Here is a 24,812-nt window from a genome sequence, read left to right as displayed (position 1 = left end):
GGCCCGTCGACCCGGCCTCGACGGGCCAGTTCGCCGGGCTTGCCGGGTCGGGGACGGACCTGGTGAATCTCGCAGGGGCGCACGGCGTCGGCAGCTACAGCGGCACACTCGGCCAAGCCGCTCGTTGCTCTCGGAGCACGCCAGCAGACCAATGACCAGAGGAGGCAGGGAAGATGCAGGACACATTTGTGGGTGCCGATCTAATCGTTCATAACGCAAGAATTACCACGCAGAATTTGGCCCAGCCGGAGGCGGCTGCGCTAGCTGTGAAGCGGGGGAGGATTTATGCTGTTGGCAACGACGCCGAGATCCTTTCCCTGAAGGACCAAGGTACAAAGGTGATTGACGCCGGCGGTCTGCGGTTGATACCAGGTCTGGAAGATGCACATCTACACCTGCTGAATAGCAAATTCTACAATTACGAAACAAGATGGGACGGCGTCCCTACTCTGGCACGGGCACTAGAAATGCTGCACGAGCAGGCCGAGAGGACGCCGGAAGGTCAGTGGGTAAGGGTGTCTGGCGGCTGGTCACCCCATCAGTTCGAAGAGGACAGACTTCCTACCATGGAAGAGCTCGAAAGGGCTGTGCCCAACCGACCTCTTCACGTGCAATACGCCTACAACCAGGCATTCATAAACGCTCAGGCCATGGAACAGCTGGGGGTAGGCACCTCTGCCTTTCCGGACTTGCCCGGGATGGTCTTTGAGAAGGACCAGGACGGCCGCTATACGGGAGTCGTACACGGCAATACCTTTACCTTCATCACCATCGAGGCCATGCTTCCTGCACCGGGCTTCGAAGAACAAGTGAACTCACTGGGCCAGGCAATCAGGGATCTGAATCGCTTCGGCGTGACCTCCGTTATAGACTGCGCGAGCTCAGAACCTTATCCGGAGGGCCACAATATTGTTGGCGCATTAATCAAGGATGACCTCCTGAGGGTTCGGCTTCCCTTTATTGACATACAGATTGCGATCACGAGCAGCGGCTTCGAAATAAATGTGGACGACGCGATCGAGACCATAACCAAAAAGGCCCCGATCAGTCCCGGTCAAAACTTGCATCCGAGGTGGCTGCACGGCCATGAATACGAAGGCTACGGGGAGGCTCTCGGGCCTGAGCTGCACGATCACGAAGATTTTGATCAGCCGGCGATCATCATCGATCCGGAGCTGATGCGTTCGAAGGTAGCGGAAGATTTCACGAAGCTCGTAAAGCGAAGGATTCCCTTCCGGGTACACCTCAGTTACAACGAAAACATTACTCCCTTCCTGGATGCCTTGGAGAAAATAAATCAGCAGACGCCGCTCGATGGCTTGCGCTGGTCCATTGAGCATGCCGAAACCATCAGCCCGGAAAACATAGCGCGGGTCAGGAAGCTCGGCGGAGCAGTGGCCTTGGATGGCAAAATGGCCGTGCACGGCGACAGCTTTGCAACGACCTACAGCAGAGAAAAGGCATTGCAGACGCCGCCCTTCCGCCTTCTACTGCAAAGTGGTATTCCGGTAGCTCTGACCACTGACGGATACAGGGCATCCTCGTATCATCCCTGGACAGCCATAAGCTGGGCCGTTACCGGCAAGTCCGTGTCAGGCTCGGAGGTGTTGGGCAGCGACAACCGCCTGAGCCGAGCAGAAGCATTGAAGCTCTTTACCCTGGGTGCCGCCTGGTTCGAAAACAGCGAACACGAAAAAGGCAGAATAGCACCGGGCAACCTGGCCGACTTCGCCGTGCTCAACGCGGATTATTTTTCCGTACCAGATGATGAGATCAGAGGCATCTCCTCCGTACTAACCGTTGTAGACGGCCGCGTAGTATTCGGTGACGGCGATTATCGAGACCTGGCTCCCGAACTCCCGGAAGTAATGCCGGCATGGTCACCCGTGAAATATTTCGGAGGCTATTACGACGCTTCCTCATCAAGCCGGTAGCTCTTGGACGGGCGCCCGTGGTCGAGGTCGCGTTGAGATACGGGGTGTCGCGGCTTGTCCGTGCATGCGTGGCGGAAGCGGTACCGGGAGGCCCGGCTGAAGCCGCATCTGCCGAAGTCCGGCAAGCGGGGCGGTCGTTGGGTGAGCCATCGCGGCCGTCCTGGCCGACGCCGATGTCGAGGGCCGCGTCGACTGGTCGATGGTGAGCGTGGACTCCACCACCTGCCGAGCCCACCAGCACGCCGCCGGGGCCCGCAAGAGCCGCCCGCAGGTACCGAGAAAAGAACAACGCCCCGGCAGCACCCGACAAGGGACTCGGACGCTCCCGGGGCGGCCGGCCCACCGGCTTCGAAAAGACGATCTACACAAGGAGGAACGAAGTCGAGCGGACGATCAACGGCCTCAAGAACTCCCGGGCCGTGGCCACGAGATACGACTGCCTACATCTTCCACGGCACCATCACCGTCGCGTCGATCCGACTCTGGCTTCGCCCATGACCTGCTGGACAGGCCCCGGCCCGCTCCGGCCCCAACCTCCACAGCCCAAGATGACGCCGACACACACCATGGCGCCCTCGGTCACAGACCGAGGGCGCCGTGGCGCATCTGGCGAACCGACCGTGGTACGGCCGGGGTCGACACGGGATCGGCAGCACGAAGCCCGACTTTCTGAAGTGGGCGCCAGGCTGGCAGGGCAGGGGCGACCCGGACGGCTCATCCGGCCGGAGCGCGCAGCAACAGGTTCCGCTTGCTCTCCGGCAGTAATCGGCGCCGGACCGGTGCGGCGGAGCTGAGGGAAGCAGCGAAAACGGCGACGAGGTCCTGGGGCACGCTGGGACTGAAAGACACGGCCCACACGTAGGAGCCGGGGACGGGCTCGGCCCACGTCTGCCATCCCGACGGTCCCTGTTCCTCCAATTCCACCCACTGAGCCGTTTTCAACCTTGGTTCGAACAGGCCATGTGGAGAGTGAGGGCGGCCTGAACAAGGCTGGTGATGCGGGTGGTGCTGCATCGCAGCTTGCGCAGCAGTCGCCAGGTCTTGAGTGTGGCCATGGCCTGCTCGCCCAGCGCCCGGATTTTCGCATGGCGCCTGTTCACCGGCCCGCGCGGCGGACGCATCTCCACCGCTGTCCTGCGCGACGCGACACACTGGGACGAGGTGGTCACCAAGATCACGGCCGCCGGGGCGGCGCTCTCCGCACACCTCAGCGCGCTGCGCGCACCGCGCTCGTTGCCGAGCCCGATCGTCGTGACCCGCTGACCCTCGGTCAAGGGCGCCGGTCCCCAACCGGTCCCCAAGAATGATCAAGGGCCGGTCTCGGATTGCTCCGAAACCGGCCCTGCCCTGCGACTTCGCAAAGTCGGGACGACAGGATTTGAACCTGCGACCCCTTGACCCCCAGTCAAGTGCGCTACCAAGCTGCGCCACGTCCCGGTGCGCTCACGCACGGTGACCCGTGTGAGTGCGCGAGGAGCACTTTACCCCACCTCCCGCGCCGCGCCGAAAACGACACCGGGGGCGGCCGGGCCGGTGGGGGACAATCGTCGTATGGGAAGCACGGGCGCATCACCGGGGCGGCCGGCCGGCACCCGGGACCGGGACGGCGCGGGCCGGGCGCGCAACGCACGGCCACGGGACGGGTTGGGGCGGCCCCTGCCGTACGGCGCGGACGGCGTGGCGCGCCAGCCGGAGGGGGTCGTGCGCACACCGTCGCAGACGCTCGCCGAGGCGCAGGAACTGCTGGACGCGGGCAAGCCGTTCCACGCGCACGAGGTCTTCGAGGACGCCTGGAAGTCCGGGCCCGAGGACGAACGCGCGCTGTGGCGGGGCCTGGCCCAGCTGGCGGTGGGGCTCACCCACGCGGCCCGCGGCAATGCCACCGGCGGGCCGCGGCTGCTGCGCCGGGGCGCGGGAGCGGCCGAGGAGTGGGCGGCGCACTGCGGGCGGGAGCGGCCGTACGGCCTGGACATCGCCGGGCTCGCGGCCTGGGCGCGCGAACTGGCGGACGCGGCGGAGCGGACGGGGAAGCCCGTCGACGCCGCCGCGCGGGCCCCTCGGCTGTGCGGGCGGCAGGCGTCGTAGCGCCCGGTGCGCAGGGGGTGCGCGCACGGTCGGCGGCATGGGGCAGACTCGGGGCGTGCGAAGGATTCTTGTCATCGGTATCGGCGCGGGCGACCCGGAGCAGCTGACCCTCCAGGCGGTCCGGGCGCTGCGCGGCACGGACGTGTTCTTCCTCCTCGACAAGGGCGAGGTGAAGAGTGATCTGACCCGGCTGCGCCGGGAGATGCTGGACGCGCATGTGCCGCAGGGGACGTACCGGCTGGTGGCGGCGCGTGACCCGGAGCGGGACCGGGGCGCGGGCGGCGCGGCGTACTCCCCGGCTGTCGGCGAGTGGCGCAGCGCGCGTGCCGGCCTCTACGAGCGGCTGATCGCCGAGGAGTTGGGCGAGGACGAGACCGGGGCGTTCCTGGTGTGGGGGGATCCCGCGCTGTACGACAGCACGCTGGGGATCCTGGAGGAGGTGCTGGCCCGGGGCACCGTGACGTTCGCGTACGAGGTCGTGCCCGGGATCAGCAGTGTCTCGGCGCTCGTCGCCCGGCACCGCACGGGCCTGAACCGGGTGGCCCGGCCCGTGCAGATCACCACCGGGCGGCGGCTGGCCGAGGGCTTCCCCGAGGGCGTGGACGACGTGGTGGTGATGCTCGACGCCCAGCAGGCGTTCCAGCGGTACGCGGGCGAGGACATCGACATCTACTGGGGCGCCTATCTGGGCACCCCGGACGAGATCCTGGACTCCGGTCCGATCGCGGAGGCCGGGCCGCGCATCGAGCGGCTGCGCGCGGAGGCCCGTGCCCGCAAGGGCTGGATCATGGACACGTATCTGCTGCGCCGCCGTCCGCACGACCGCTGACGGCAGCGCCGGGACCCCGGACCGGGTGGTGCGGCCGGCCGGCTCAGCGCGTCGGTGGTGGCGGAGTGAGGCCCAGCCGGGCCAGCACGGCCGCGACGTCCGGCACCGCCGCCACTCCGGCCGGCAGCGGCGGTCTGCGTACGACGATCACGGGCAGGCCGAGCGTGCGGGCGGCCGTCAGCTTGGCGGCCGTGGCCGCTCCCCCGCTGTCCTTGGTGACCAGGACGTCGATCCGGTGCCTTCGCAGCAGCGCCGTCTCGTCGGCCACCGTGAACGGGCCGCGCGCGAGGAGGACTTCGGCGTGCGGCGGCAGCGGCGGCGCGGGCGGCTCCACGGACCGTACGACGCAGTGCACTCCGGCGAGGTGGGCGAAGGCGGCGAGACCGAGGCGGCCGGTGGTCAGGAACGCCCGGCGGCCGAGGCCGGGCAGCGCGTCCGCGGCGGCGGCCAGGGAGGGCACCGGGTGCCAGCGGTCGCCGTCGCCGGGCTGCCAGCCCGGGCGGCGCAGCACCACCAGCGGCACCCCGGTCGCCGCCGCGGCTCGCGCCGCGTGCGCGGTGATCCCGGCGGCGAAGGGGTGTGTGGCGTCCACGACGGCGTCCACCCGCCGTTCGGCGAGCCACCCGGCGAGCCCCTCGGCCCCGCCGAACCCGCCGGTGCGGACGTCTCCGGCCAGCGGGGCCGGCCGGCTCACCCGCCCGGCCAGTGAGGTGGTGACCCGGACACCGGGGCCGGCCGCCAGTTCGGCGGCGAGCAGGCGCGCCTCGGCGGTGCCGCCGAGGATCAGGACGTGCGGGGACATGGGGTGAGCGTACGGGGTCACGGGTCGCCGCCGCCCGGGCGTGCAAAGCGCATATGTGGACCAGGCGTGCGGTCGGGGTGCGGAGATCCGGGTACCCGGTCGGGCATGGGGTCCGGTCCGGTGTCCGTGCGTGCCGTGCTGATCGACATCGACGGAGTGCTCACCGTCTCGTGGCGGGCGCTGCCCGGCACGGTGGCGGCGCTGCGGGAGATCCGTGCGGCCGGGCTCGGTGTCGCGCTCGTCACCAACACCACGTCCCGGACGCGGGCCTCGATCGCCGCGACCCTGGCGGCGGCCGGTTTCGCGGTGACCGCCGAGGACGTGCTCACCGCGCCCGCCGTCACCGCCGCCCATCTCGCCGCGCACTTCCCTGACGCCCGCTGCGCCCTCCTGAACAGCGGGGACGTCCGGGAGGACCTCGCCGGCGTGCGGCTCGTCGGCATGGACGCGGACCCGGACGTGGTGGTCGTGGGCGGGGCCGGACCGGAGTTCGGTTACGCGGCGCTCGACCGGGTCTTCGGGCAGCTCCAGCGGGGTGCGCGGCTGGTGGCGATGCACCGCAATCTGTTCTGGCGCACGGACCGCGGCCTGCAGTTGGACACGGGCGCGTTCCTGCTGGGCCTGGAGCGGGCCGCGCGCATCGAGGCGGTGGTGACAGGCAAGCCGTCGCCGGCGTTCTTCGCGGCGGCGCTGGCCCGGCTGGGGGTGGGCGCGGACCGGGCGCTGATGGTGGGCGACGACGTCGAGGCGGACGTCCTGGCGGCGCAGCGGGCCGGGATCACCGGAGTGCTGGTCCGCACGGGCAAGTACCTGCCCGAGACGCTCGCCGCGGCGGGCGGCGCCCCTGACCACGTGCTGGACTCGTTCGCCGGCCTGCCCGCGCTCCTCGGACCGCGCGGGTAGCGGCCGGCTCAGCGCACCAGCAGTTGCACGCCGCCCACGACCGTCGCCGCGATCACCAGGTGCTCGAACAGCCGCTGGTTGATCCTGTTCACGGCCCAGGTGCCGAGGAACGCCCCGGGTACGACGAACACGACGAGAGCGGCGTCGAGGAGCAGCGAGCGGCCGTCGATCAGGCCGAGGCCGACGCTGAAGGGGACCTTGGAGACGTTCACGATCAGGAAGAAGAACGCCGACGTGCCGAGGAACCCCAGCTTCCGGAAGCCCGCCGACAGCAGATACATCGACATCACCGGGCCGCCGGCGTTGGCGACCATGGTGGTGAAGCCGCCGAGGACGCCGTACGAGCGGGCCGTGACGCGGGCCGCCCGGCCGGTGTCCGGCTCGGTCGTCTCCTCGTGGTCGGCCCGGCGCCGCCGCCAGAGCGTGACCGCGGCCATCAGCAGCAGGATCGCGCCGATCGAGGTCCGTACGATCCCGTCGTCGGCCCACAGCAGGAACAGCGTGCCGAGCACCACACCGGCCGCGACGGCGGGGAACAGCCGCCACAGCGTGGGCCAGTGGGCGTGCCGCCGGTAGATGGCGACGGCGAGCAGATCGCCCGCGATCAGCACCGGGAGCAGCACGCCGGTGGAGGCGCGGGCCGGCAGCACCGCCGCGAAGACGGCGAGGCTGACCGTGTTGGCCCCGTTCACCGCGGTCTTGGAGAAGCCGACCAGGAGTGCCGCGAAGGCGAGCGCGGCGAACTCCCAGCCTGATATGTGCCAGAGCGTCATCGTGTTCATGCGGACACCGATGCTATGCGGTGGGTCCCTCGGTCAGGGCCGCCGCCCGAGCCGCCGAGGGGGGACGAGGTCCTCGTGGGCCTCGTCCGGTTCCCGGACGCCGTGCCGCCGGCGTGAGCCACGGCGGAACCATCGGACGGGCGGGGACTCACAGTGCGGGCAGGCCCAGGACCCGGGCGATGGTGCGCGGCACCCCGTGGTCGTTGTTGGACGGCGCGAGGTGCCGGGCCCGGCGGACGACCTCGGGGTGGGCGTTGGCCATGGCGAAGGACCAGTCGGCCGCGTCCAGCATCTCCAGGTCGTTGAGGTAGTCGCCGAAGACCATGGTCTGGGCGGGGGTGATGCCGAGTTCGCGCTGGAGGCCGCGCAGGGCGGTGCCCTTGTCGGCGGTGCGGTTCATCACGTCGACCCAATGCTCACCGGAGACGACGACCTTGTGGGTGGCGGCGAACTCCGCCAGGGCCGGGGCGGTGGAGTGCTCGGCCCGCCCGAAGTCGAAGAGCGCCACCTTGATCACCTCGTCGTCCACCGCGGTGACGTCCTCGACGATCCGGTGCTCCGCGTAGTACGTGCGGACCTCGGCGAGGAAGGCCTCATCGGTCCGCTCGACGTAGGCGGCGCGCTTGCCGCACACGACGGCGCCCACGTCGGCACCGCCTGCCGCCAGCCGCCGTACCGCCCGCGCCAGGTCGGCGGCGACGCCCGCCGCGAGCGGGTCGGAGCTGATCTCCACCCCGTCGCGCACCACATACGTGCCGTTCTCCGCGATGAACGCCATGCCCTCCGCGACCTCGGCGAACTGCCGGGCCAGCGTGGCGTACTGGCGTCCGCTCGCCGGGATGAACACCACCCCGCGCCGGCGCAGTTCGGCCAGCAGCGGCCACATCGCCTCGGGGATCCGCTTGGCATTGTCCAGAAGTGTGCCGTCCATGTCGGTGACGACGAGCCTGATGTCGGCGGGGCCGGACGGGAGGTCGGGGACGGTGCCGAGGGGTGCGGGGGAGACGGACATGTCCTGCTTCCGGTCGGGGACGGTGCTGCTGGGGCGTACGCGCCCCAGTGTTCCTCATGGGGCGCACGGCCCCCGAGCCGCCCGCTGTCCGATTCCCGGGACATTCCCGATCACCGGGCGGCAGAATGTCGGCGGACAGCGCATATGAGAGGGGCAGTGACGTGAGCGAGGGGCGCCCCCCTGCGGACGGGCCGGTGAAGCTGAACACCTCCGTGGCCCACAACGCACGGGTCTGGAACTACTGGATCGGCGGCAAGGACAACTACGAGGTCGACCGGCAGGTCGGCGAGCACGTGGCCGGGCTGTTCCCGGTGATCCGGGCGGTCGCGCGCGCCGACCGGGAGTTCCTCGGGCGGGCGGTCCGGTGCCTGGCCGAGGAGCGCGGGGTGCGGCAGTTCCTCGACATCGGCACCGGGCTGCCGACCGTGCACAACACCCATGAGATGGCCCAGCGGATCGCGCCCGACTCCCGGATCGTGTACGTCGACAACGACCCGATCGTGCTGGCGCACGCCCGCACCCTGCTGACCAGCAGTGCCGAGGGCGTCACCGACTACATCGATGCCGATGTGCACGACCCGGACGCGATCCTGCGGCGGGCCGCCGAGACCCTCGATCTGTCGCGGCCGGTCGCGGTGATGATGCTGGGCATCCTGAACTTCGTGCTCGACACGGACAAGGCGCGGGACATCGTGCGCCGGGTGATGGCGGCGGTGCCCTCCGGCAGCTTCCTCGTGCTCACCCACCCCACCTTCGACGCCGAGTTCGGCGGCGCGGGCAACGTGGCCGCCATGGAGTTCTGGAACGAGAACGCCACGCCGCCCATCATCGCCCGTGCGAAGACCGAGGTCGCCGCCTTCCTCGACGGGCTGGACCTGCTCGAACCCGGCCTGGTGCCCTGCTCGCAGTGGCGCGCAGGACCCGACTCCCCCGCGGTGGTGCCCCAGTTCGGCGCGGTGGCCGTGAAACCCTGACCCCCGGACCGGACCGCCGAGCCCGTCTTGGAGGACGTATGACCACGCTGGCCGACCCCGTGCCCGGGGGGCGCCCCGGTGACGTGGACCGGGCCGTGGAACGCGCCGCCGAACTGACCGGCCGGGGCGTCCGCGGGATCGTCCTGGCCTACGTCGACACGGCGGGCGTGGGCCGGGTGAAGACGATCCCGACGGCCCGGCTCGCCGACGCGGCCGCCTGGGGCGTCGGCATGTCACCGGTCTTCGACACGTTCCTGGCCGACGACTCGATCGTCACCACGGACGTCCTCGGCTCCCCCGACGGCGACCTGCGGCTGTACCCGGACCTGGACCGGCTGGTGGAGCTGGCCGGTCAGCCCGGCTGGGCCTGGGCCCCGGTCGACCGGATCACCCAGGAGGGCGAGCCGCACCCCGGGTGCAGCCGCACCTTCCTGCGCCGGGTCGTCGCGGACGCCGAGGCCCGGCTCGGCCTCACCTTCCGGGCGGCCGTGGAGATCGAGTGGGCCGTCGGCCTGGACACGGCACCCGAGGGTGCGTTCGTCCCGGCGGTGTCCGGACCGGCCTACAGTGCCACGCGGCAGGTCGAGCTGGGCGACTGCGCCGCCGACCTGCTCGCCGCCCTGGCCGCGCAGGGCGTGGACGTCGACCAGCTCCATCCCGAGTACGCGGCCGGGCAGTTCGAGGTGTCGGTGGGCGCGCTGGACCCGGTGGCGGCGGCCGACCGCAGCGTGCTGGTGCGGCAGACCGTGCGGGCGGTGGCGCGGCGGCACGGGCTGCGGGTGTCGTTCGCCCCGGCCGTGCTCGCCGGCGGCGTCGGCAATGGCGGTCATCTGCACCTGTCCTGCTGGCGGGCCGGGACGAACCTGCACGCGGGCGGCGAGGGCCGCTACGGCATGACGGCCGACGCGGAGTCGTTCGCGGCCGGGGTGCTCGCCCGGCTGCCCGCGCTGACGGCGGTGACCGCGCCGAGCCCGGCCAGCTATCTGCGGCTCAGACCCGCCCAGTGGGCGGGCGTGTTCACCTGCTGGGGCCGGGAGACCCGGGAGGCGGCGCTGCGGCTCGTCACCGGCACCGTGGGCCGCCGGGAACGGGACGCCAACCTGGAGGTCAAACCGGTCGACCTGGCCGCCAACCCGTATCTCGCGCTCGGCTGCGTCATCGCCGCCGGTCTCGACGGCCTCGCCGCCGCGGCCCCGCTCCCCGAGGAGATCACCGGGGATCCGGCCCGGTTCGACGCCGAGGAGGCCGCCGTCCGGGGCGTACGGCGGCTGCCGACCACGCTCACGGCGGCGGTCGCGGCGTTCCGCGCGGACCCGGTGCTGCGCGCCGCGCTCGGCCCGGTCCTGGCCGACGCCGTGACCGCGGTCCGCCTCGGGGAGGCCCGGGCCGTCGAGGGCCTCGACGACGCGCAGGTGGCGGCGGCCTACCGCTGGCGGTACTGACGATGGGCGCGGTCCAGGAGGCGCTCGCCGGGCTGCCGTTGGTGGACCACCACTGCCATGGCGCGGTCACCGCCGACCTCGCCCCGGCCGCGTTCGAGTCGCTGCTCACCGAGGGCGAGGCCCGGCCCGGCAGCGGGATCTCCGCGTTCGACACCCCGGCCGGCGTGGCCGTGCGCCGGCACTGCGCGCCCCTGCTCGACCTGCCCCGGCACGCGCCCGCCGCCGACTATCTGGCCCGGCGCACCGCCCTGGGCTGGGCGGAGGTCAACCGGCGTCTCCTGTCCGCGGCGGCGGCCGGGGTGTTCTGCGTCGACACCGGGTACGCCCCGCATCCCCTCACCTCCCCCGCCGAGCTGGCCCGGGCCGCGGGCGCGACGGCGTACGAGGTGGTGCGGCTGGAGACGGTCGCCGAGGCGGTGGCCCGCGCGGGCGTGGAGCCCGGCGAGTACGCGCGCGCGTTCCGCGCCGCCGCCGAGCAGGCGGTGCGGCGGCCCGGCGTGGTCGCGGTCAAGTCGGTGGCCGCCTACCGCACCGGCCTCGCCCTGGACCCGGCCCGGCCCGCGGACGACGAGGTGACCGGCTCGGCCCGGCGCTGGCTCGCGGCGGGCGGCCGGCTGGCCGACCCGGTGCTGATACGGCATCTGCTGTGGACCGCCGTCGACCTGGGGCTGCCGCTGCAGTTGCACACCGGGTTCGGTGACGACGACATCCGGCTGCACCGGGCCGACCCCGCCCTGCTGACGGACTGGCTGCACCTGACCCGTGGCACCGTGCCCGTGCTGCTGCTGCACTGCTGGCCGTACCAGCGCAACGCCGCCTTTCTGGCCGCGGTGTTCGAGCAGGTGTACCTCGACGTCGGGCTGGCCCTGCACCACGCGGGACCGGTCCGGGCCCGGGCGATCCTGGAGGAGGCGCTGGAGATCACCCCGTTCCGCAAACTGCTGTACAGCTCCGACGCGTACGGTGTGGCCGAGTTCCACCACCTCGGCGCGCTGTGCTTCCGAAAGGGCCTCGCCGCGCTGCTCCAGGACCGGGTGGACGCGGACGAGCTGAGCCTGACCGACGCCCTGCGGATCGCCGCCTGGACGGGCCGGGACAACGCCCGCCGCCTGTACGGACTGCCCGCATCCGACCCCGCCCGCGACTGAGCGCGTGCCACACCCGGAAAGTATGATCAAGCAATGTCTGACATGACGGAGACCACGCCCGGCTGGCTGTCCAGCGACGAGCTGGAGATGGCGCGCGCCCACATGCCGATCCTCTACGTCGAGGCCGTGCCCGTGCGCGTGGACGACAGCGGCGATGTCACCAGCATCGGTCTGCTGCTGCGCATGGGATCGGAGGGCACGGTCAGCCGGACCCTGGTCTCCGGCCGGGTCCTGCACCACGAGCGGGTGCGCGACGCCCTGCTGCGCCACCTGGAGAAGGACCTCGGCCCGGTGGCGCTGCCGCGGGTGCCGGCCTCGCTCCAGCCGTTCACGGTCGCCGAGTACTTCCCGACGGCGGGGATCACCCCGTACCACGACCCGCGGCAGCACGCGGTGTCCCTCGCCTATGTCGTCCCGGTGGCCGGGGACTGCCGCCCCCGGCAGGACGCGCTCGACCTGGTGTGGTTCACGCCGCAGGAGGCCGCGTCCGAGGCGGTGCAGAGCGAGATGCCGGGCGGGCACGGGGTGCTGCTGAAGCAGGCCCTCGCCTACGTCGGCCAGGTGTCCTGACCCGCTGCGGCCCTCAGCGCGGGTCGGCCTGCGGCGGGACGCCGTCGAGGAAGCCGCCCGACTGGTGCTGCCACAGCTTGGCGTAGGCGCCCTCCGAGGTGAGCAGTTCCTGGTGGGTGCCCTGCTCGACGATCCGCCCGCGGTCGAGGACGACGAGCCGGTCCATGGAGGCGACCGTGCTCAGCCGGTGCGCCACCACGAGCGCCGTCCGCCCCTCCATGAGCCGCCACAGCGCCTCCTGGACGAGGATCTCGCTCTCGGAGTCGAGGGCGCTGGTCGCCTCGTCCAGCAGCAGGATCGGCGCGTCCCGCAGGATCGCCCGGGCGAGGGCGACCCGCTGGCGCTGTCCGCCGGACAGTTTGATGCCGCGCTCGCCCACCATGGTCCCGAAGCCGTCCGGCAGCGCGTCGGCGAACTCCGTGACGTGCGCCGCCTCGGCCGCGCGGCGGATCTCCGCGTCGGTGGCGTCGGGCCGGGCGAACGCGATGTTGTCCCGCAGTGTGCGGTGGAACATCGCCGGGTCCTGCGGCACGTAGGCGATCAGGCTGCGCAGGTCCGCCTGGCGCAGCCGGCTGATCTCCCGGCCGCCGATCAGGATCCGGCCGGAGTCGATGTCCGTCATCCGCAGCAGCAGCCGGGTGAGCGTGGTCTTGCCGCCGCCGGACCGGCCGACGAGCCCGACCTTCGTGCCGCTGGGCACGGCCAGGTCGAGGCCCTCGAACAGCGGCTCGGCGCCCCCGTGGGCGAAGGTCACCCGCTCGAACCGGACGTCGGCGGGACGGGACGGCAGCGGCTCGGGCGACACCGGGTCGAGCACCGTCGGCGACGTCCGCAGCAGTTCGGTGAACTGTGCCGCCTCCGTCATCGAGCTCTCCAGACGGCGGTAGATCTGGTTGAACTCGAACATGATCCGGGTCGCGTTGGTGTAGTACGTGAAGGCGACGACGACGGCCTCCACGCCGTGCTCGCCGCCGCCGATCATGATCGCCAGCAGCAGGCCCAGCGCGTTGGTCAGCACGGACATCGGCGCGACCAGGGTGTCGATGCGCAGATTGCCGTAGTCCCACGACCGCAGAGTGAGCCGGCGGGACGCGGCGACGCGGGAGCGGTGCTCGGCCGCTTCGCGTTCCTCGGCGGCGAACGCCCGGACCGTGTCCATGTTCATCAGGCTGTCGGCGACGTGGCCGGACACCCGGGCGATCGCCTCCTCGCGCTGGTCGACGAGGGCCTGGCGGCGGCGGATCAGCGGCACCACGCACACCGCGGTGAGCACGATCATCGTCAACAGGCCGACGACGAGCAGCGGTTCGTAGCGCCAGAGCACGATCGAGCCGAAGATCAGCGGTACGAAGCTGCCGACCACGTTGAACGTCAGCGTGTCGACGAACTCCTCGAAGCGGGAGGCGAAGCTCAGCACCCGTTTGGTCAGCGAACCGGCGAAGTTGTCGTGGAAGAACGCGGCGTCCTTGGCGAACAGTTCGTCCATGCCGACCACGTACAGATGCTCGATGCCGAGGGCGTCGAGGCGGTTGAGGCAGTGCAGCCCGATCCGCCACAGTGTCTCAGCGACCAGCAGGACACCGGCGAAGCCGAGGACGTACGGCAGGGCCGAGCCGACGGTGGTTCCGGGGTCGTCGGCGAGATCGGCGACGAGCTTGGCGACGATCAGCGGCGCGAGGTAGGCGATGCCGATGTTGCCCAGCGCCGGCAGCAGCATCGCGGGCACCGTGAGCCGGCGCAGCCGGGCCAACTCCCGTCCGTAGTAGCGAAGTGCGAGGAGCACGGAGCCCCTGCGCCGAGAATTCCCAGGCGATTCAGGCGTTCCCATCCCAACCCTGTGGTGTCGTAGGACAGCCCGCACCCCCACGCGGCCGATGGCGAGGACCACGTGCGGTACGGGCGGACAAGGACGGGCAGTGTCCCGCGGGCGCGCTCACGGAGTCCACGCGTTTTCCGGGCCGCCGACCTGAATCCGGCCGGTGGCCGCCGCTGTCGGTCGCTCAGGTGCTGCGCAGTTCGATCACCGTGATGTCCGGTGGGGCTCCGACTCGGATGGGTGGCAGGGAAGCCCCGACCCCGCGCGAGACGTAGAGCTGTGTGGTGTCGAAGGTGGCCAGTCCCGCCGTGACCGGCTGTGTCAGGGGGACGAGCAGGTTCCCGGGGAAGAACCCTCCGCCGTGGGTGTGGCCGGACAGCTGCAGGTCCACGCCGCGCCGGGCTGCCTCGTGCACCTGGACGGGCTGGTGGGCGAGGAGGATCACCGGGTGTGACCGGTCCCGGCCGGTGAGGGCCTTGTCGTAGTCGGGGGCGTCGTGGTCGCGTTCGCCTTCGATGTCGGTGACGCCGGCGAGGTCGAGGGCTCCGCCGCGGTGGACGATCAGGGTGCGGGTGTTGCGCAGGGTCGTGACCTCGAAGCCGGCGAGGGCGTCGATCCAGGCGTCGACGTCGTGGCGGTAGTCGTGGTTGCCGGTGACGAAGAACGTGCCGTGTGTCGAGCGCAGGCGCGCCAGGGGTTCCGCGTGTCCGGCGAGGTCTTCGGCGCTGCCGTCGGAGAGGTCGCCCACGATCGCGACGAGGTCGGGAGAGGTGCTGTTGATCGCGCGGACGTTGCGGGCGGTGTGGGCGCGGCCGAAGAAGGGGCCGATGTGGAGGTCGCTGGCCATGGTGATGCGCATGCCGTCGAGGGACGGGTGAAGTCGGCGCAGGTTCACCCGCACCGTCTTGATGTCGGCCGGTCCCAGTCCGCGGTGGAAGCCGTAGCCGGTCGTGGCTGTAGCCGTCGCGGTGGCCAGCAGAGCGACCGATCGGGCGAGCACGAGGCGCCGGTCGACCGTGCTCGGTGTGTCCGGGCCTGGAACGGTCTCTGCGGTCTCCGCCGCTGTCGTGTCCGGGCCCGGCCGCGGCCGGTGGGCGACGACTGCGTCGGGTGCGGGTGCGGGGCTGCTGGAGGTCGCTCGGCCGGACCGTCCGAGCGAGCGCGCCGTCAGCCGCAGGGGAACCTCCAGGACGGCGAGGACGAGCAGGAGGTAGGCGGCGCAGGCAACCCAGGCGAACACCGGCCGGACGAGCCAGGCGATGCGTGTGGGATCGGCGTACTGGGCGGCCAGGACACCGGCAGGAACCAGGACGGTCAGCACCACCGCCGTGATCTGCCCGGCGCGGCGCAGCCGAGGGGAGGCTGTGACGCCCTTGACGAGCCGCACGTAGAGGTAGCGGTGCGCGGCGGCTGCGACCACGATGCTCGTGCCGACGACGGCTGCTTCCTGGGCGAGGCTGCTCATGCCGCCGTCGCCGGGACGGGGCTCGCGGCACGCACACGCGGCCGACGGCGGGTGGGGCGGGTGTGTCTGGGCATGGGGGCGCGGTTGCTCCGTGATGAGGCGGGTGCGGTGGGCGTGTGGGCAGGGCTGCATCCGGTCGTGCCGGCCGGCACGGCGATCCACCGCATCGAGTGAGGTGCCTCATGCGATGGATCGCCAGGACCGCGGGTCGGCTGGGACGGTTCTCACCAGGTGACGGGCAGCCGGGTGACGCCGTAGACGGACATCTGCTGACGGAAGGGGACCTCCTCGAAGGGGACGGCGAGGCGCAGGGTGGGCAGGCGGCGCAGCAGCGAGGGGATGGCCACCTGCAGTTCCATCCGGGCGAGGTTCTGCCCCAGGCACTGGTGGACGCCGAAGCCGAAGGCCAGGTGGGCGCGGGCGTTGTGGGTGAGGTCGAGGGCGTCCGGGCGGTCGGGCAGGAGAGCGGTGTCGCGGTTGCCCGCCGGGAGGCTGACGATGATGCCGTCGCCGGCCTCGATGTGCTCTCCCGCGATCGTGAGATCGGCGGCGGCGACCCGGACGACGACGTTCTCGACGACCGACAGGTAGCGCAGCAGTTCTTCGATGGCCCGGGCGATGACGGCCGGGTCCTCGGCGTCGCGCAGGAAGGCGAGTTGCTCGGGGCGGCGCAGCAGCGCGAGGGTGCCCAGGGCGATGGTGTTGGCAGTTGTCTCGTGCCCGGCGATCAACATGAGCAGGGCCATGGAAACCAGCTGCTGTTCCGTCAGTTCACCGGTACTGACCCGTTCGGCGAGCAGGCGGCTGAGCAGGTCCTCTCCTGGTTCGGCGGCTTTGCTGTCGACCAGCGTGCGGAGGTAGGTCCCGAACGCCTCGCTGGTGGCACGTACTTCTTCGGCGGGCAGTGACAGGTCCAGGAGCTTGTTGCTGCAGTCCTGGAAGAAGGCGTGGTCGTCGTAGGGAACGCCGAGCAGGACGGCGATCACGCGGGAGGGCACGGGCAGGGCGAAGTCGGTGAGGAGGTCCGCCGGCGGCCCTGTGCGGACCATCTCGTCGAGGGCTTCGTCGACGAGCTGCTGCACCCGGGGGCGTAGTGTCGCGGCGTGTTTGGCGGTGAAGTCCCGGGTGAGCATGCGGCGTTGCAGAGCGTGCTCGGGATCGTCCAGCCGGACGAACGGAGGCTCCTGATCGGCCCGGTCCCCTCCGGCCGGCGACAGGCGGGGCATGCCGGGATTGCGGGCGTCGGCACTGACGCGCGGGTCGCTCAGGACGGCGCGGATGTCCTCGTAGCGAGTCACCGACCAGGCGGTGGTGCCGTTCCACAGCGTGACGCGCTGCAGTCCGTCACGCTGCTGCCAGTCCCGGTAGTCCCGCGGTGGGTCGAACGGGCAGGCAGACGGCCGTGCCTGAGGGAAGCGAGGCGGGAGGGCGGCGTGGTCCTGGGGGGTCATGAATGCTCCGTTCGTCATGCCGGTGCCGGTAAGGATGCTGCGGCAGCCCATTCGGTGCGGCGGGCCACGGCGGTGCGCCAGGCTCGGACGGCTCCGAAAGGCATGCCGATGGCGAGCACGCCGGTCAGGTGGCGTCCTCGGCTGTAGCCGATCAGGGCCCGCCCCTGAGCCAGGTCGCCGTCGAGGACGGCGCTCTCCGCGTGTCCGGGCAGATATCCATGGGCCTGCACCCTCACCTCGCACTGATCGGTCCAGAAGTAGGGCACGGGCGCGAAGGGCTGCGCGTCGGCAGGGTTGAGCAGGTTGTGGGCGACGTCGCCCACTGCGTAGACGCCGGGTGCGCAGCGGCTGAAGACGTCGCAGACGAGGCCGTCGCCCATGTCGAGTCCGCTGCCGCGCAGCCAGTCGGTGTTGGGCAGCGAGCCGATCGCGACGAGCACGTCGTCGGCGGGCAGTAGCCGGCCGTCTTCCGGACGCACACCGGACACGGCATCGCCGGCGGTGTCGAGAGCTGCGACCCTCACCCCGGTGAGGATGCGCACGCCCCGCTCACGGTGGATGCCGGTGAGGAACCGGCCCGCGTCGCGGCCGATGATCCGCGCCAGCGGCTGGGCCGCGGACTCCACCAGCGTGACGTCGACGTCCCGCCGCCGTGCGACGGCAGCCACTTCGGTGCCCACGAACCCGGCCCCGATGATCACCAGGCGGCGACCACTGCCGAGGCGATCACGCAGCGCCACGGCGTCCTCCTGGGTGCGCAGCACATGCACGCCCGCGATGCCGCGTCCGCCGGGGAAGGGGCGTGGTCGTACGCCGGTGGCGATGATCAACGTGTCGTAGGGCACGGTGCTGCCGTCGGCCGGAGCGACGGTGCGCCTCGCCCGGTCGACGCCGGCTGCGGCCACACCGAGCCTGAGGTCCAGGTCCAGGGCCTCGATGTCCGACTCGGGGCGCAGCCGGAGGTGTTCGGGGCCCCATTGCCCGGTGAGGATCTGTTTGGACAACGGCGCCCGGTCGTACGGCGGATGCCGCTCATCGCCGATCATGGTGAGCAGGCCGTCGAAGCCCTGCCGGCGAAGGGCCTCGGCCGTGGTCAGCCCCGCGGCCGAGGCGCCGACCACCACCACACGCCTCATGCCTGGTCCAGGCGAATGGCCGCGGCCGGGCAGACGACGACCGCTTCCTGCAGTTCCCCGGCCTTGTCGGAGGCCGGGGAGTCGTCGAGGAGGACGACGATGCCGTCCTCCTCACGCTGATCGAACACGTCCGGGGCGACGAGGACGCACTGTCCGCCGGCCACGCACCTGTGCTCGTCGATATGGACCTTCATGTGCCAGGGTTCCTCTCTTCCGACTGGGGCCATGACGCCCGCGCGGTGGCCGCCGGACGGTAGGTGCCGTGCCGACCGGTCCCGACGCGAAGGCCGCAGCCCCCTCAACCAGTGAGGTGCCTCACGAACTTCAGCATATCGTGTGGTACCTCAGCTCTAGGGGTGGCGGTCCGCGCGACGGCTGGTGGCAGGCTGGCGCTGCGCGGTGGACGGGAGGACCTGTGGATGACCCGCGTGCCGGGCGGGCTGCGGTACGCGGGATCGGTTGGGGCGGACGAGACCGACGTCGTAGGCGAAGATGACCGCTTGGACACGGTCACGGACGTCGATCTTGGCGAGGATGCGACTGACGTGGGACTTCACCGTGGATTCGGCCAGGTGGAGTGCGGCGGCGATCTCGGTGTTGGACCACCCGGTGGCCACCGCCGAGAGGACTTCGCGTTCCCGCTCGGTCAACTCGGCCAGCCGGTGCTGCTGTTCGCGGGTGAGCCGGGGGGAGCACGGGTGCTGATGGGAGCGGGCCGTGGTGAAGGCGTCGATCAGCCTGTGGGTCAGGCTGGGGGAGATGACGCAGTCACCGGCAGCCACGGCGCGGATGCCGACGACGAGTTCCTCGGGGCGTGCGTCTTTGAGGAAGAAGCCCGCGGCGCCTGCGCGCAGGGCTTCGTAGGCGTACTCGTCGAGGTCGAAGGTGGTCAGGACCAGGACGCGGGAGCGGCCGCCGGAGTCGACGATGCGACGCGTGGCCTCGATGCCGTTGAGGCCGGGCATGCGCACATCCATCAGGACGACGTCCGGGCGTAGCTCGGCGGTCATACGGACGGCGTCGTGGCCTTGGGCGGCTTCGCCGACGACGGTCATATCGGGTTGGGCTTCGAGCAGCATGCGAAAGCCGAGCCGTTGCAGGGTCTGGTCGTCGACGATGAGAACGGTGGTCATGTGCGGTGCTTCTCCAAGGCGACGGTGGGCGCGCTGAGGGCGGTGTGGACGCGCCAGCCGCCCGAGGGAGTGCGGCCGGCCTGGACGTGGCCCCGGTAGAGGGCGGCACGCCGGCGCATGCCGAGCAGGCCCTGTCCACTGGGGTGTTCGGTGTTCTCGCGGCGCGGCGGGCCGGAGTCCTCGATGGTGACGTGGACGGTACTGCCGTCGGTGCTCACGTCCACAGCGACACGCGTGTCCGCGGCCGCGTGCTTGAGGGTGTTGGTGAGGGCTTCCTGAACTATGCGGTAGGCGGTGAGCTGCACTCCCTTGCTCAGCGCGGTCAGGTCGCCGTCGGTGCGCAGCGTGGCGGCGGGGCCGGCGGCCCGCACACGGTTCAGCAGCGCCGGGAGGCTCTCCAGAGTCGGCTGCGGGGCCAGCGGGGCATCCTCCGTGTCCGCAGCGCGGTCGTCGATGACCACGAGCAGGCGGCGCAGCTCAGCCAGGGCTTCGCGCCCGCTGTCGGCGATGAGGTGCAGGGTGTCGGCCGAGCGTTCGGGCCGGGTCCTGGCCAGGGCCGCGGCTCCGTCGGCCAGGCCGACGATCACGGCGAGGGTGTGGCCGAGGATGTCGTGCATCTCGCGAGAGACCTTGGTGCGTTCCTGCGCGGCCGCCAGACGGGCCTGTTGGTCCCGCTCCGTCTCCAGGGCCACGATGTACGCCTTCGCCAGCCGCCCGGTCAAGGCGAGGCCCGCGCAGGCCGTGACCGCCAGCATGGCGAGCAGGGTGATCATCTCGGGCCGTTTGGCGTGCTGCAGGTGGCCGCTGTCCCAGAACGTCAGGGTCCACACGATGAGTTGGGCGGCCGTGACGGTGCAGGCGGCGGCCAGCTGGCGCGGGGTGCCGTAGCGGCCGACGTTGTAGAGCGCGACGATCCGGGCGGAGTCGGCACCGTTGAGGACGTTCAGCGGCAGAGCGAGTACCGAGGCGATGGTCGTCAGGGCGAAGACCAGGCCGGGGCGGCGTTCGCGCCACAGCAGAGGCACCGCGTAGGCGAGGGTGAGGACGATCTCGCTGGGCAGATGGGCGCGGTTGGCCGGGTTGAGCAGGGAGGGCAGGCCCAGGACGACGCAGAACGCCGGCAGGGCCCACCGCCGTAGCTGCGGGTGGTCCCGGTCGAGCATCCGCCACGCGGCCAGCCCGCTGATGATCGACACCGTGACGCGCTGGTCCGGGTCGCTGGTCAGCGAGTGGGGCAGTCGGGAGGCACGCGTGGCGGTCCGGTGCGTGGGCGCCGGGGTGGTCGGGTCGGTCATGACGGGGTGGCCTTCGCGGTCCAGGGGTCAGGCCGCCCGCCGGCCCTCGGGGGCGTGACCGGCGGGCGGGGCGTGCGGGGGCCCGGACAACCGCATCGCCGGAGGACGGAGCAGTGCCCTCCGCTCTCCGGGTCCGGGCCACCCGCCGGCCCCGGACAAGGAGCCGACGGGCGGAACCGGTGAACGGGCGCCTAGCCAAGAGGGGTGAAGGAAGCCGGTTCCCGGCCCGCGAGGGCGGGATCGGGCGCGTCCGTGTCGCGAACGTCAAGGGTGTGGCGCAGCTTTTCGCCTTCCACATCCACGTTGGGCAGGACGCGGTCCAGCCAGGCGGGGAGCGACCAGGCCCGGTCCTGGAGCAGGGTCATCACGGCCGGGACGATGGTCATGCGGACCACGAAGGCGTCGAAGAGGACCGCGGCGGCCAGGCCCATGCCGATCGACTTCACCAGGGCGACATCGTCGAGGAGGAACCCGGCGAACACCGAGATCATGATGATGGCCGCGGCGGTGACGACGCGGGCCCCGTGCCGGAAGCCGGTGACGATCGCTTCGGTGGGGGACGCGCCGTGGACGTACGCCTCGCGCATCCCGGAGACGAGGAAGACCTCGTAGTCCATGGCGAGCCCGAAGACGACACCGATCAGCAGGATCGGCAGCAGGCTCACGATGGGCGCGGTCTCGTCGACCCCGAAGAGGTCCTTCAGCCAGCCCCACTGGAACACGGCCACCAGCACACCGAGGGTGGCGACCACGCTGAGCAGGAAGCCGAGGGCCGCCTTGAGCGGGACGAGCACCGAGCGGAACACCAGCAGCAGGAGGATCAGTGCCAGGCCGACGACGATGGCCAGGTAGGGCACCATCGCCTCGCCGAGCTTGGCCGAGACGTCGATGTTGAGAGCGGTCGTGCCGGTCACCATCAGCTGCGCGCCACCGGCCTTCGCCAAGGCCGTACCGCGCTCACGGATGTCGGCGACCAGATCCACGGTCGCCTGGCTGGTCGGCGAGCTGGCCGGAACGGCGTTGATCAGGGCGACGTCGCCGGCCTTGTTGAACACCGGCGGCCGCACCGTGGCGACATCGTCCAGCCGGCCCAGCAAGGCCGAGGCGTCCTTCGCCGCGGCCTTGGGGTCGTCGCTGGTCCGCGCGTCGACGACCACGGTCAGCGGGCCGCTGAAGCCCGGCCCGAAGCCCTTGCTGAGCGTGTCGTAGGCCACGCGCTGGGTGCTGCCCGGAGCAGCCATGCTGTCGTCCGGCAGGGTCAGCCGCAGCGACATGGCCGGAAGAGCCAGCACACCGAGGCCGACGACGGAGGCCAGGAGCATCTTCCAGGGGTGGCGGGTGACGAAGCGGCCCCAGCGCACCCCCATGGGGGTGCCGCGGCCTCGCTGCACGGCGCGCGAACGGCGTGTGGTGAACCGGCCGTTGGCCACGCGGGTGCCGGTGAAGCCCAGAAGAGCCGGCAACAGGGTCAGGGCGACCAGGACCGCGACGGTGATGGCGAAGGCCGCGGCCAGCCCCATGGTGGTCAGCATCGCGATGCCGATGACGGACAGACCCACCAGTGCGATGATCACTGTCAGCCCGGCGAACACCACCGCCGAACCCGCCGTCCCCAGCGCCCGCCCGACGGCCTCCTCCGGCCGGTGGCCCTCCCGCAGCTCACTGCGGTAGCGGGAGACGATGAACAGGGCGTAGTCGATCGCCACCGCCAGGCCCAGCATCAACGCCAGAGTCTGCGCGTTGGAGGCCATGTCCACGAACGACGAGGCGACGGTGACGCCGCACAGTGCGACACCGACACCGACGATCGCGGACAGCAGCGGCAGCCCGGCCGCGAGCAACGAACCGAACGTGATCACCAGCACAAACGCTGCGACCAGCAGGCCGATGAGCTCCGCTGCGTTGCTCTCCCCCTCGTCCAGGACCGCGTTGCCGCCCAGGCTGACGGCCAGACCCGCGTCGGCACCGCGCCGCACGACGTCGTGCAGCGCGTCGGAGGCAGCGGTGGAAATGTCCGCCTGCGGCACGGCGTAGGTGACCTGGGCGTAGGCGATGGTGCCCGAGGCGGATACGAGGCCGCTGGAGAGGGGATCAACCACACTCGCCACCTGCGGCGCCGTGCGCAGGTCGTCGACCAGTCCTGCCACCTGCGGCTTGTGCACGGTCGACGTCAGCTTCTTGCCGTCCGCCGCCTCGATGACCACGCGGGCGGTGGCACCCGAGGCGGAGGCCTGCGGGAACTCCTTCTCCAGCAGGTCGATGGCCTGCTGCGACTGGGTGCCGGGAAGTGTGAAGTCATCCGTCGTGCTGCCGGAGACGCTGCTGACGCCGATGCCTGCGGCGACCAGCACCACGACCCAGGCCAGCAGCACAAGCCTGCGCCGTCGGAAGGCGAGCCGGCCGAGCCGGTAGAGGAAGGTGGCCACGAAAACTACTCCCACCAGGAGAAATGAGGATGTGTGAAAGCGGGCCTGACAGGCTCCGGACCCACAACGTAGAAGGCCGGCGTGACCGGCTTGAGCTACTGGAGACTGAATCCGCGCCGAGGCCGGTACCCCGGTACCGGTCGGACGTCATCCCTGAGACGGAGCCACCGGACCTCAACCGGCTGCACGGGCCGCCAGCAACGCCACGGTCTCGTCCCACAGTTCCTTCTGCACGCGAGGGTCCCGGCCGGGCTCGGGGCACTCCAGCGGCTTGGCGTCGCGCACCGAGAAATAGCCGCCGCTGGTGCGCGCGAACGCCGGGTCGGTGGCCAGCCGGACGATGATGCCGGCACCCCTGCGCGGGTCACCGATGCGCAGCGTGTTCAGAATGCCCTGGAGAACCCTGGAGCCGGGCAGGTCCCGTCCCAGACCGGTGGCGTTGAAGCCGGGGTCGCAGCAGTTGACGGTGGTCTTCGCGGGATCCAGGCGCCGCGCCAGCTCCTGCGTCCACATGATGGTCATCAGCTTGGTCCGCCCGTACAAGGGCATCGACTCGCGGCGGGTGTAGGGGGCGACGTGCCGCAGATCCTCGGCCGGTGCGATCGTCCCGGCCTGCTGGGACGCCTCGGAGGCGACGTTGACGATCCGGGACGGCGCCGACGTCAGGAGTTTGCCGGTCAGAGCCTGGGTCAGGACGAACGGGCCCAGATAGTTGACCGCGGTCATCTCCGCGAAGCCTTCGGTGGTCATGCGCTGGGAGAACGCGTGCAGACCAGCGTTGTTGATCAGCACGTCCACCCGCGGGTAGTACGCGGCGATCTCCTCACCGACCCGGCGGGCGTGCGAGAGCAGGCCCAGATCCGCGTCGAAGACATCGACCGGCGCGTCGTCGGCCACCGCCTTGAGCTCGCCCACGAGGGCGTCGGCCTTGGCACGGGAGCGGGCCACCACGCCGACGCGGTAGCCGCGGCCGACCAGGTCGAGTGCGGTGATACGGCCCAGTCCCGAGGTGGCTCCGGTGATCACGGCGATGGGATGGTCCATCACTTCACTCCATTCGTGAGGTACCTCAAGAGTTCTCTGTGAGAGGATACCCGACACCATGAGCAAGTACGAAGCGATCACCGTCGGCAGCGGCCCCGAACAGGTGGGACTGGCCTTCCTCACCCTCGCCTACGGCGTACGGGAAGACGTGGACCGGCACATGCTGTCGACCGCGGGACTGTCACTGTCCCGCACCAAGGTCCTTCAGGCGCTGGCCGCTCACGGCACGCTGCACCAGGCCCAGCTCGCCGACGCCCTCGGCCAGGCGCCCCGTTCCGTCACCCAGATCGTGGAAGGACTCGAACGCCTCGCCCTGGTCACCCGCGCCGACGATGCCGACGACCGGCGCCGCAAGACCGTGTCCCTGACGGACAAGGGCCGCACCACGCTGGCAGCAGCGGAAGAAGCAGGAACACACGCCCTGCGCAAGGTCTTCGGCTCACTCGACCGGCAGCAACTGGCAAGCCTCCAGGCGCTGCTCGCCCGACTCGACACGGCCGTCGCGTCACCCGCCGACGCCCGTCGAGGACACCGGCATCCGACGGCTTCCCAAGAATGACCAAAG

The 24,812-nt window shown here is 71.1% G+C and carries 22 protein-coding genes, 1 tRNA gene and 3 pseudogenes; 11 read left to right on the top strand and 15 right to left on the bottom strand.

From position 1 onward, the window contains the following. Positions 1–173: 173 nt before the first annotated feature. Together CTZ28_RS24450 and CTZ28_RS49630 are read left to right on the top strand one after the other, a co-directional pair. Positions 174–1,934, top strand: coding sequence for an amidohydrolase (locus tag CTZ28_RS24450; RefSeq protein ID WP_121891819.1), 1,761 nt, complete (start codon positions 174–176; stop codon positions 1,932–1,934). Positions 1,935–2,082: 148 nt separating this feature from the next. Continuing rightward, positions 2,083–2,432, top strand: a pseudogene (locus CTZ28_RS49630) (transposase family protein); the annotation flags it as partial. A gap of 216 nt (positions 2,433–2,648) precedes the next feature. On the opposite strand, the gene CTZ28_RS49625 reads toward CTZ28_RS49630, so the two are convergent. Both CTZ28_RS49625 and CTZ28_RS24435 read right to left on the bottom strand, forming a co-directional pair. Further along, the gene (locus CTZ28_RS49625; protein ID WP_121891818.1) at positions 2,649–2,948 is read right to left on the bottom strand and encodes an SPDY domain-containing protein; all 300 of its coding nucleotides are present in this window, start codon (positions 2,946–2,948) and stop codon (positions 2,649–2,651) included. After that, positions 2,873–3,034, bottom strand: a pseudogene (locus CTZ28_RS24435) (transposase family protein); the annotation flags it as partial. The pseudogene CTZ28_RS24435 and the gene CTZ28_RS49625, both read right to left, overlap by 76 nt. Between CTZ28_RS24435 and CTZ28_RS24430 the strand changes: the two are divergent. Continuing rightward, a pseudogene (locus CTZ28_RS24430) lies at positions 3,024–3,197 on the top strand (site-specific integrase); the annotation flags it as partial. The pseudogenes CTZ28_RS24435 and CTZ28_RS24430 sit on opposite strands and share 11 nt — an antisense overlap. A gap of 100 nt (positions 3,198–3,297) precedes the next feature. Here CTZ28_RS24430 and CTZ28_RS24425 read toward each other — a convergent pair. Beyond that, positions 3,298–3,371 (bottom strand) — tRNA-Pro (locus tag CTZ28_RS24425). Positions 3,372–3,485: 114 nt separating this feature from the next. Here CTZ28_RS24425 and CTZ28_RS24420 point away from each other — a divergent pair. After that, positions 3,486–4,019 carry a DUF309 domain-containing protein gene (locus tag CTZ28_RS24420; RefSeq protein WP_121891817.1) on the top strand — a complete coding sequence of 178 codons (534 nt, stop codon included), beginning with the start codon at positions 3,486–3,488 and terminating at the stop codon, positions 4,017–4,019. 55 nt (positions 4,020–4,074) lie between these two features. Beyond that, positions 4,075–4,848 (top strand): precorrin-6A synthase (deacetylating), encoded by a 774-nt coding sequence (cobF, locus tag CTZ28_RS24415; RefSeq protein WP_121891870.1) that lies wholly within the window; start codon positions 4,075–4,077, stop codon positions 4,846–4,848. Positions 4,849–4,891: 43 nt separating this feature from the next. Here cobF and CTZ28_RS24410 read toward each other — a convergent pair whose 3' ends face one another. Beyond that, positions 4,892–5,650: a cobalt-precorrin-6A reductase gene (locus CTZ28_RS24410; protein ID WP_121891816.1), complete on the bottom strand. Its 759-nt coding sequence runs from the start codon at positions 5,648–5,650 to the stop codon at positions 4,892–4,894. 105 nt (positions 5,651–5,755) lie between these two features. Between CTZ28_RS24410 and CTZ28_RS24405 the strand changes: the two genes are divergently transcribed. Then, positions 5,756–6,553, top strand: coding sequence for an HAD-IIA family hydrolase (locus CTZ28_RS24405; RefSeq protein ID WP_183154560.1), 798 nt, complete (start codon positions 5,756–5,758; stop codon positions 6,551–6,553). 8 nt (positions 6,554–6,561) lie between these two features. Here CTZ28_RS24405 and CTZ28_RS24400 read toward each other — a convergent pair whose 3' ends face one another. Continuing rightward, on the bottom strand, positions 6,562–7,335 hold the full coding sequence (locus CTZ28_RS24400) for a sulfite exporter TauE/SafE family protein (RefSeq protein WP_121891815.1): 774 nt from the start codon (positions 7,333–7,335) through the stop codon (positions 6,562–6,564). Between the two features lie 148 nt (positions 7,336–7,483). Continuing rightward, entirely contained in the window at positions 7,484–8,347 is an 864-nt protein-coding gene (locus CTZ28_RS24395) for a Cof-type HAD-IIB family hydrolase (protein WP_121891814.1), read from the bottom strand. A 125-nt stretch (positions 8,348–8,472) separates the two neighbouring features. Between CTZ28_RS24395 and CTZ28_RS24390 the strand changes: the two genes are divergently transcribed. From CTZ28_RS24390 to CTZ28_RS24375, 4 genes are read left to right on the top strand one after another with little or no spacing between them, the layout of a single operon-like run. Then, on the top strand, positions 8,473–9,321 hold the full coding sequence (locus tag CTZ28_RS24390) for an SAM-dependent methyltransferase (protein WP_121891813.1): 849 nt from the start codon (positions 8,473–8,475) through the stop codon (positions 9,319–9,321). Positions 9,322–9,359: 38 nt separating this feature from the next. Continuing rightward, positions 9,360–10,763 carry a type I glutamate--ammonia ligase gene (locus tag CTZ28_RS24385; RefSeq protein WP_121891812.1) on the top strand — a complete coding sequence of 468 codons (1,404 nt, stop codon included), beginning with the start codon at positions 9,360–9,362 and terminating at the stop codon, positions 10,761–10,763. A 2-nt stretch (positions 10,764–10,765) separates the two neighbouring features. Further along, complete coding sequence (locus tag CTZ28_RS24380; RefSeq protein ID WP_183154559.1) at positions 10,766–11,911, top strand: amidohydrolase family protein; 1,146 nt, start codon at positions 10,766–10,768, stop codon at positions 11,909–11,911. A 42-nt stretch (positions 11,912–11,953) separates the two neighbouring features. Beyond that, positions 11,954–12,481, top strand: a complete 528-nt coding sequence (locus CTZ28_RS24375; protein ID WP_183154567.1) for an NUDIX hydrolase family protein — start codon at positions 11,954–11,956, stop codon at positions 12,479–12,481. 13 nt (positions 12,482–12,494) lie between these two features. Here the strand turns inward: CTZ28_RS24375 and CTZ28_RS24370 are convergent, their stop codons facing one another. The 9 genes from CTZ28_RS24370 to CTZ28_RS24330 form a co-directional block, all read right to left on the bottom strand. Then, positions 12,495–14,309 carry an ABC transporter ATP-binding protein gene (locus tag CTZ28_RS24370; protein WP_121891810.1) on the bottom strand — a complete coding sequence of 605 codons (1,815 nt, stop codon included), beginning with the start codon at positions 14,307–14,309 and terminating at the stop codon, positions 12,495–12,497. A 172-nt stretch (positions 14,310–14,481) separates the two neighbouring features. Beyond that, positions 14,482–15,762, bottom strand: a complete 1,281-nt coding sequence (locus tag CTZ28_RS24365; RefSeq protein ID WP_121891809.1) for a metallophosphoesterase — start codon at positions 15,760–15,762, stop codon at positions 14,482–14,484. A 224-nt stretch (positions 15,763–15,986) separates the two neighbouring features. Next, positions 15,987–17,213, bottom strand: a complete 1,227-nt coding sequence (locus CTZ28_RS24360) for a cytochrome P450 (RefSeq protein ID WP_220795401.1) — start codon at positions 17,211–17,213, stop codon at positions 15,987–15,989. 14 nt (positions 17,214–17,227) lie between these two features. Then, positions 17,228–18,349, bottom strand: a complete 1,122-nt coding sequence (locus CTZ28_RS24355) for an NAD(P)/FAD-dependent oxidoreductase (protein ID WP_183154558.1) — start codon at positions 18,347–18,349, stop codon at positions 17,228–17,230. Then, complete coding sequence (locus tag CTZ28_RS24350) at positions 18,346–18,543, bottom strand: ferredoxin (protein ID WP_121891807.1); 198 nt, start codon at positions 18,541–18,543, stop codon at positions 18,346–18,348. The genes CTZ28_RS24355 and CTZ28_RS24350 overlap by 4 nt, the downstream gene beginning before the upstream one ends. A gap of 156 nt (positions 18,544–18,699) precedes the next feature. Continuing rightward, positions 18,700–19,482 carry a response regulator gene (locus CTZ28_RS24345; RefSeq protein ID WP_121891806.1) on the bottom strand — a complete coding sequence of 261 codons (783 nt, stop codon included), beginning with the start codon at positions 19,480–19,482 and terminating at the stop codon, positions 18,700–18,702. Then, positions 19,479–20,777: a sensor histidine kinase gene (locus CTZ28_RS24340; RefSeq protein WP_121891805.1), complete on the bottom strand. Its 1,299-nt coding sequence runs from the start codon at positions 20,775–20,777 to the stop codon at positions 19,479–19,481. Before CTZ28_RS24340 ends, CTZ28_RS24345 begins: the two co-directional genes overlap by 4 nt. Positions 20,778–20,968: 191 nt before the next feature. Next, the gene (locus CTZ28_RS24335; RefSeq protein WP_121891804.1) at positions 20,969–23,203 is read right to left on the bottom strand and encodes an MMPL family transporter; all 2,235 of its coding nucleotides are present in this window, start codon (positions 23,201–23,203) and stop codon (positions 20,969–20,971) included. A 174-nt stretch (positions 23,204–23,377) separates the two neighbouring features. Continuing rightward, the gene (locus CTZ28_RS24330; protein ID WP_183154557.1) at positions 23,378–24,247 is read right to left on the bottom strand and encodes an SDR family NAD(P)-dependent oxidoreductase; all 870 of its coding nucleotides are present in this window, start codon (positions 24,245–24,247) and stop codon (positions 23,378–23,380) included. 58 nt (positions 24,248–24,305) lie between these two features. Between CTZ28_RS24330 and CTZ28_RS24325 the strand changes: the two genes are divergently transcribed. Then, the gene (locus CTZ28_RS24325; protein WP_259471778.1) at positions 24,306–24,806 is read left to right on the top strand and encodes a MarR family winged helix-turn-helix transcriptional regulator; all 501 of its coding nucleotides are present in this window, start codon (positions 24,306–24,308) and stop codon (positions 24,804–24,806) included. Positions 24,807–24,812 lie beyond the last annotated feature (6 nt).

The organism is Streptomyces shenzhenensis, from assembly GCF_003688995.1.
Classification (GTDB): Bacteria; Actinomycetota; Actinomycetes; order Streptomycetales; family Streptomycetaceae; genus Streptomyces; species Streptomyces shenzhenensis_A.
This window is presented reverse-complemented; position numbering and strand designations above follow the sequence as displayed.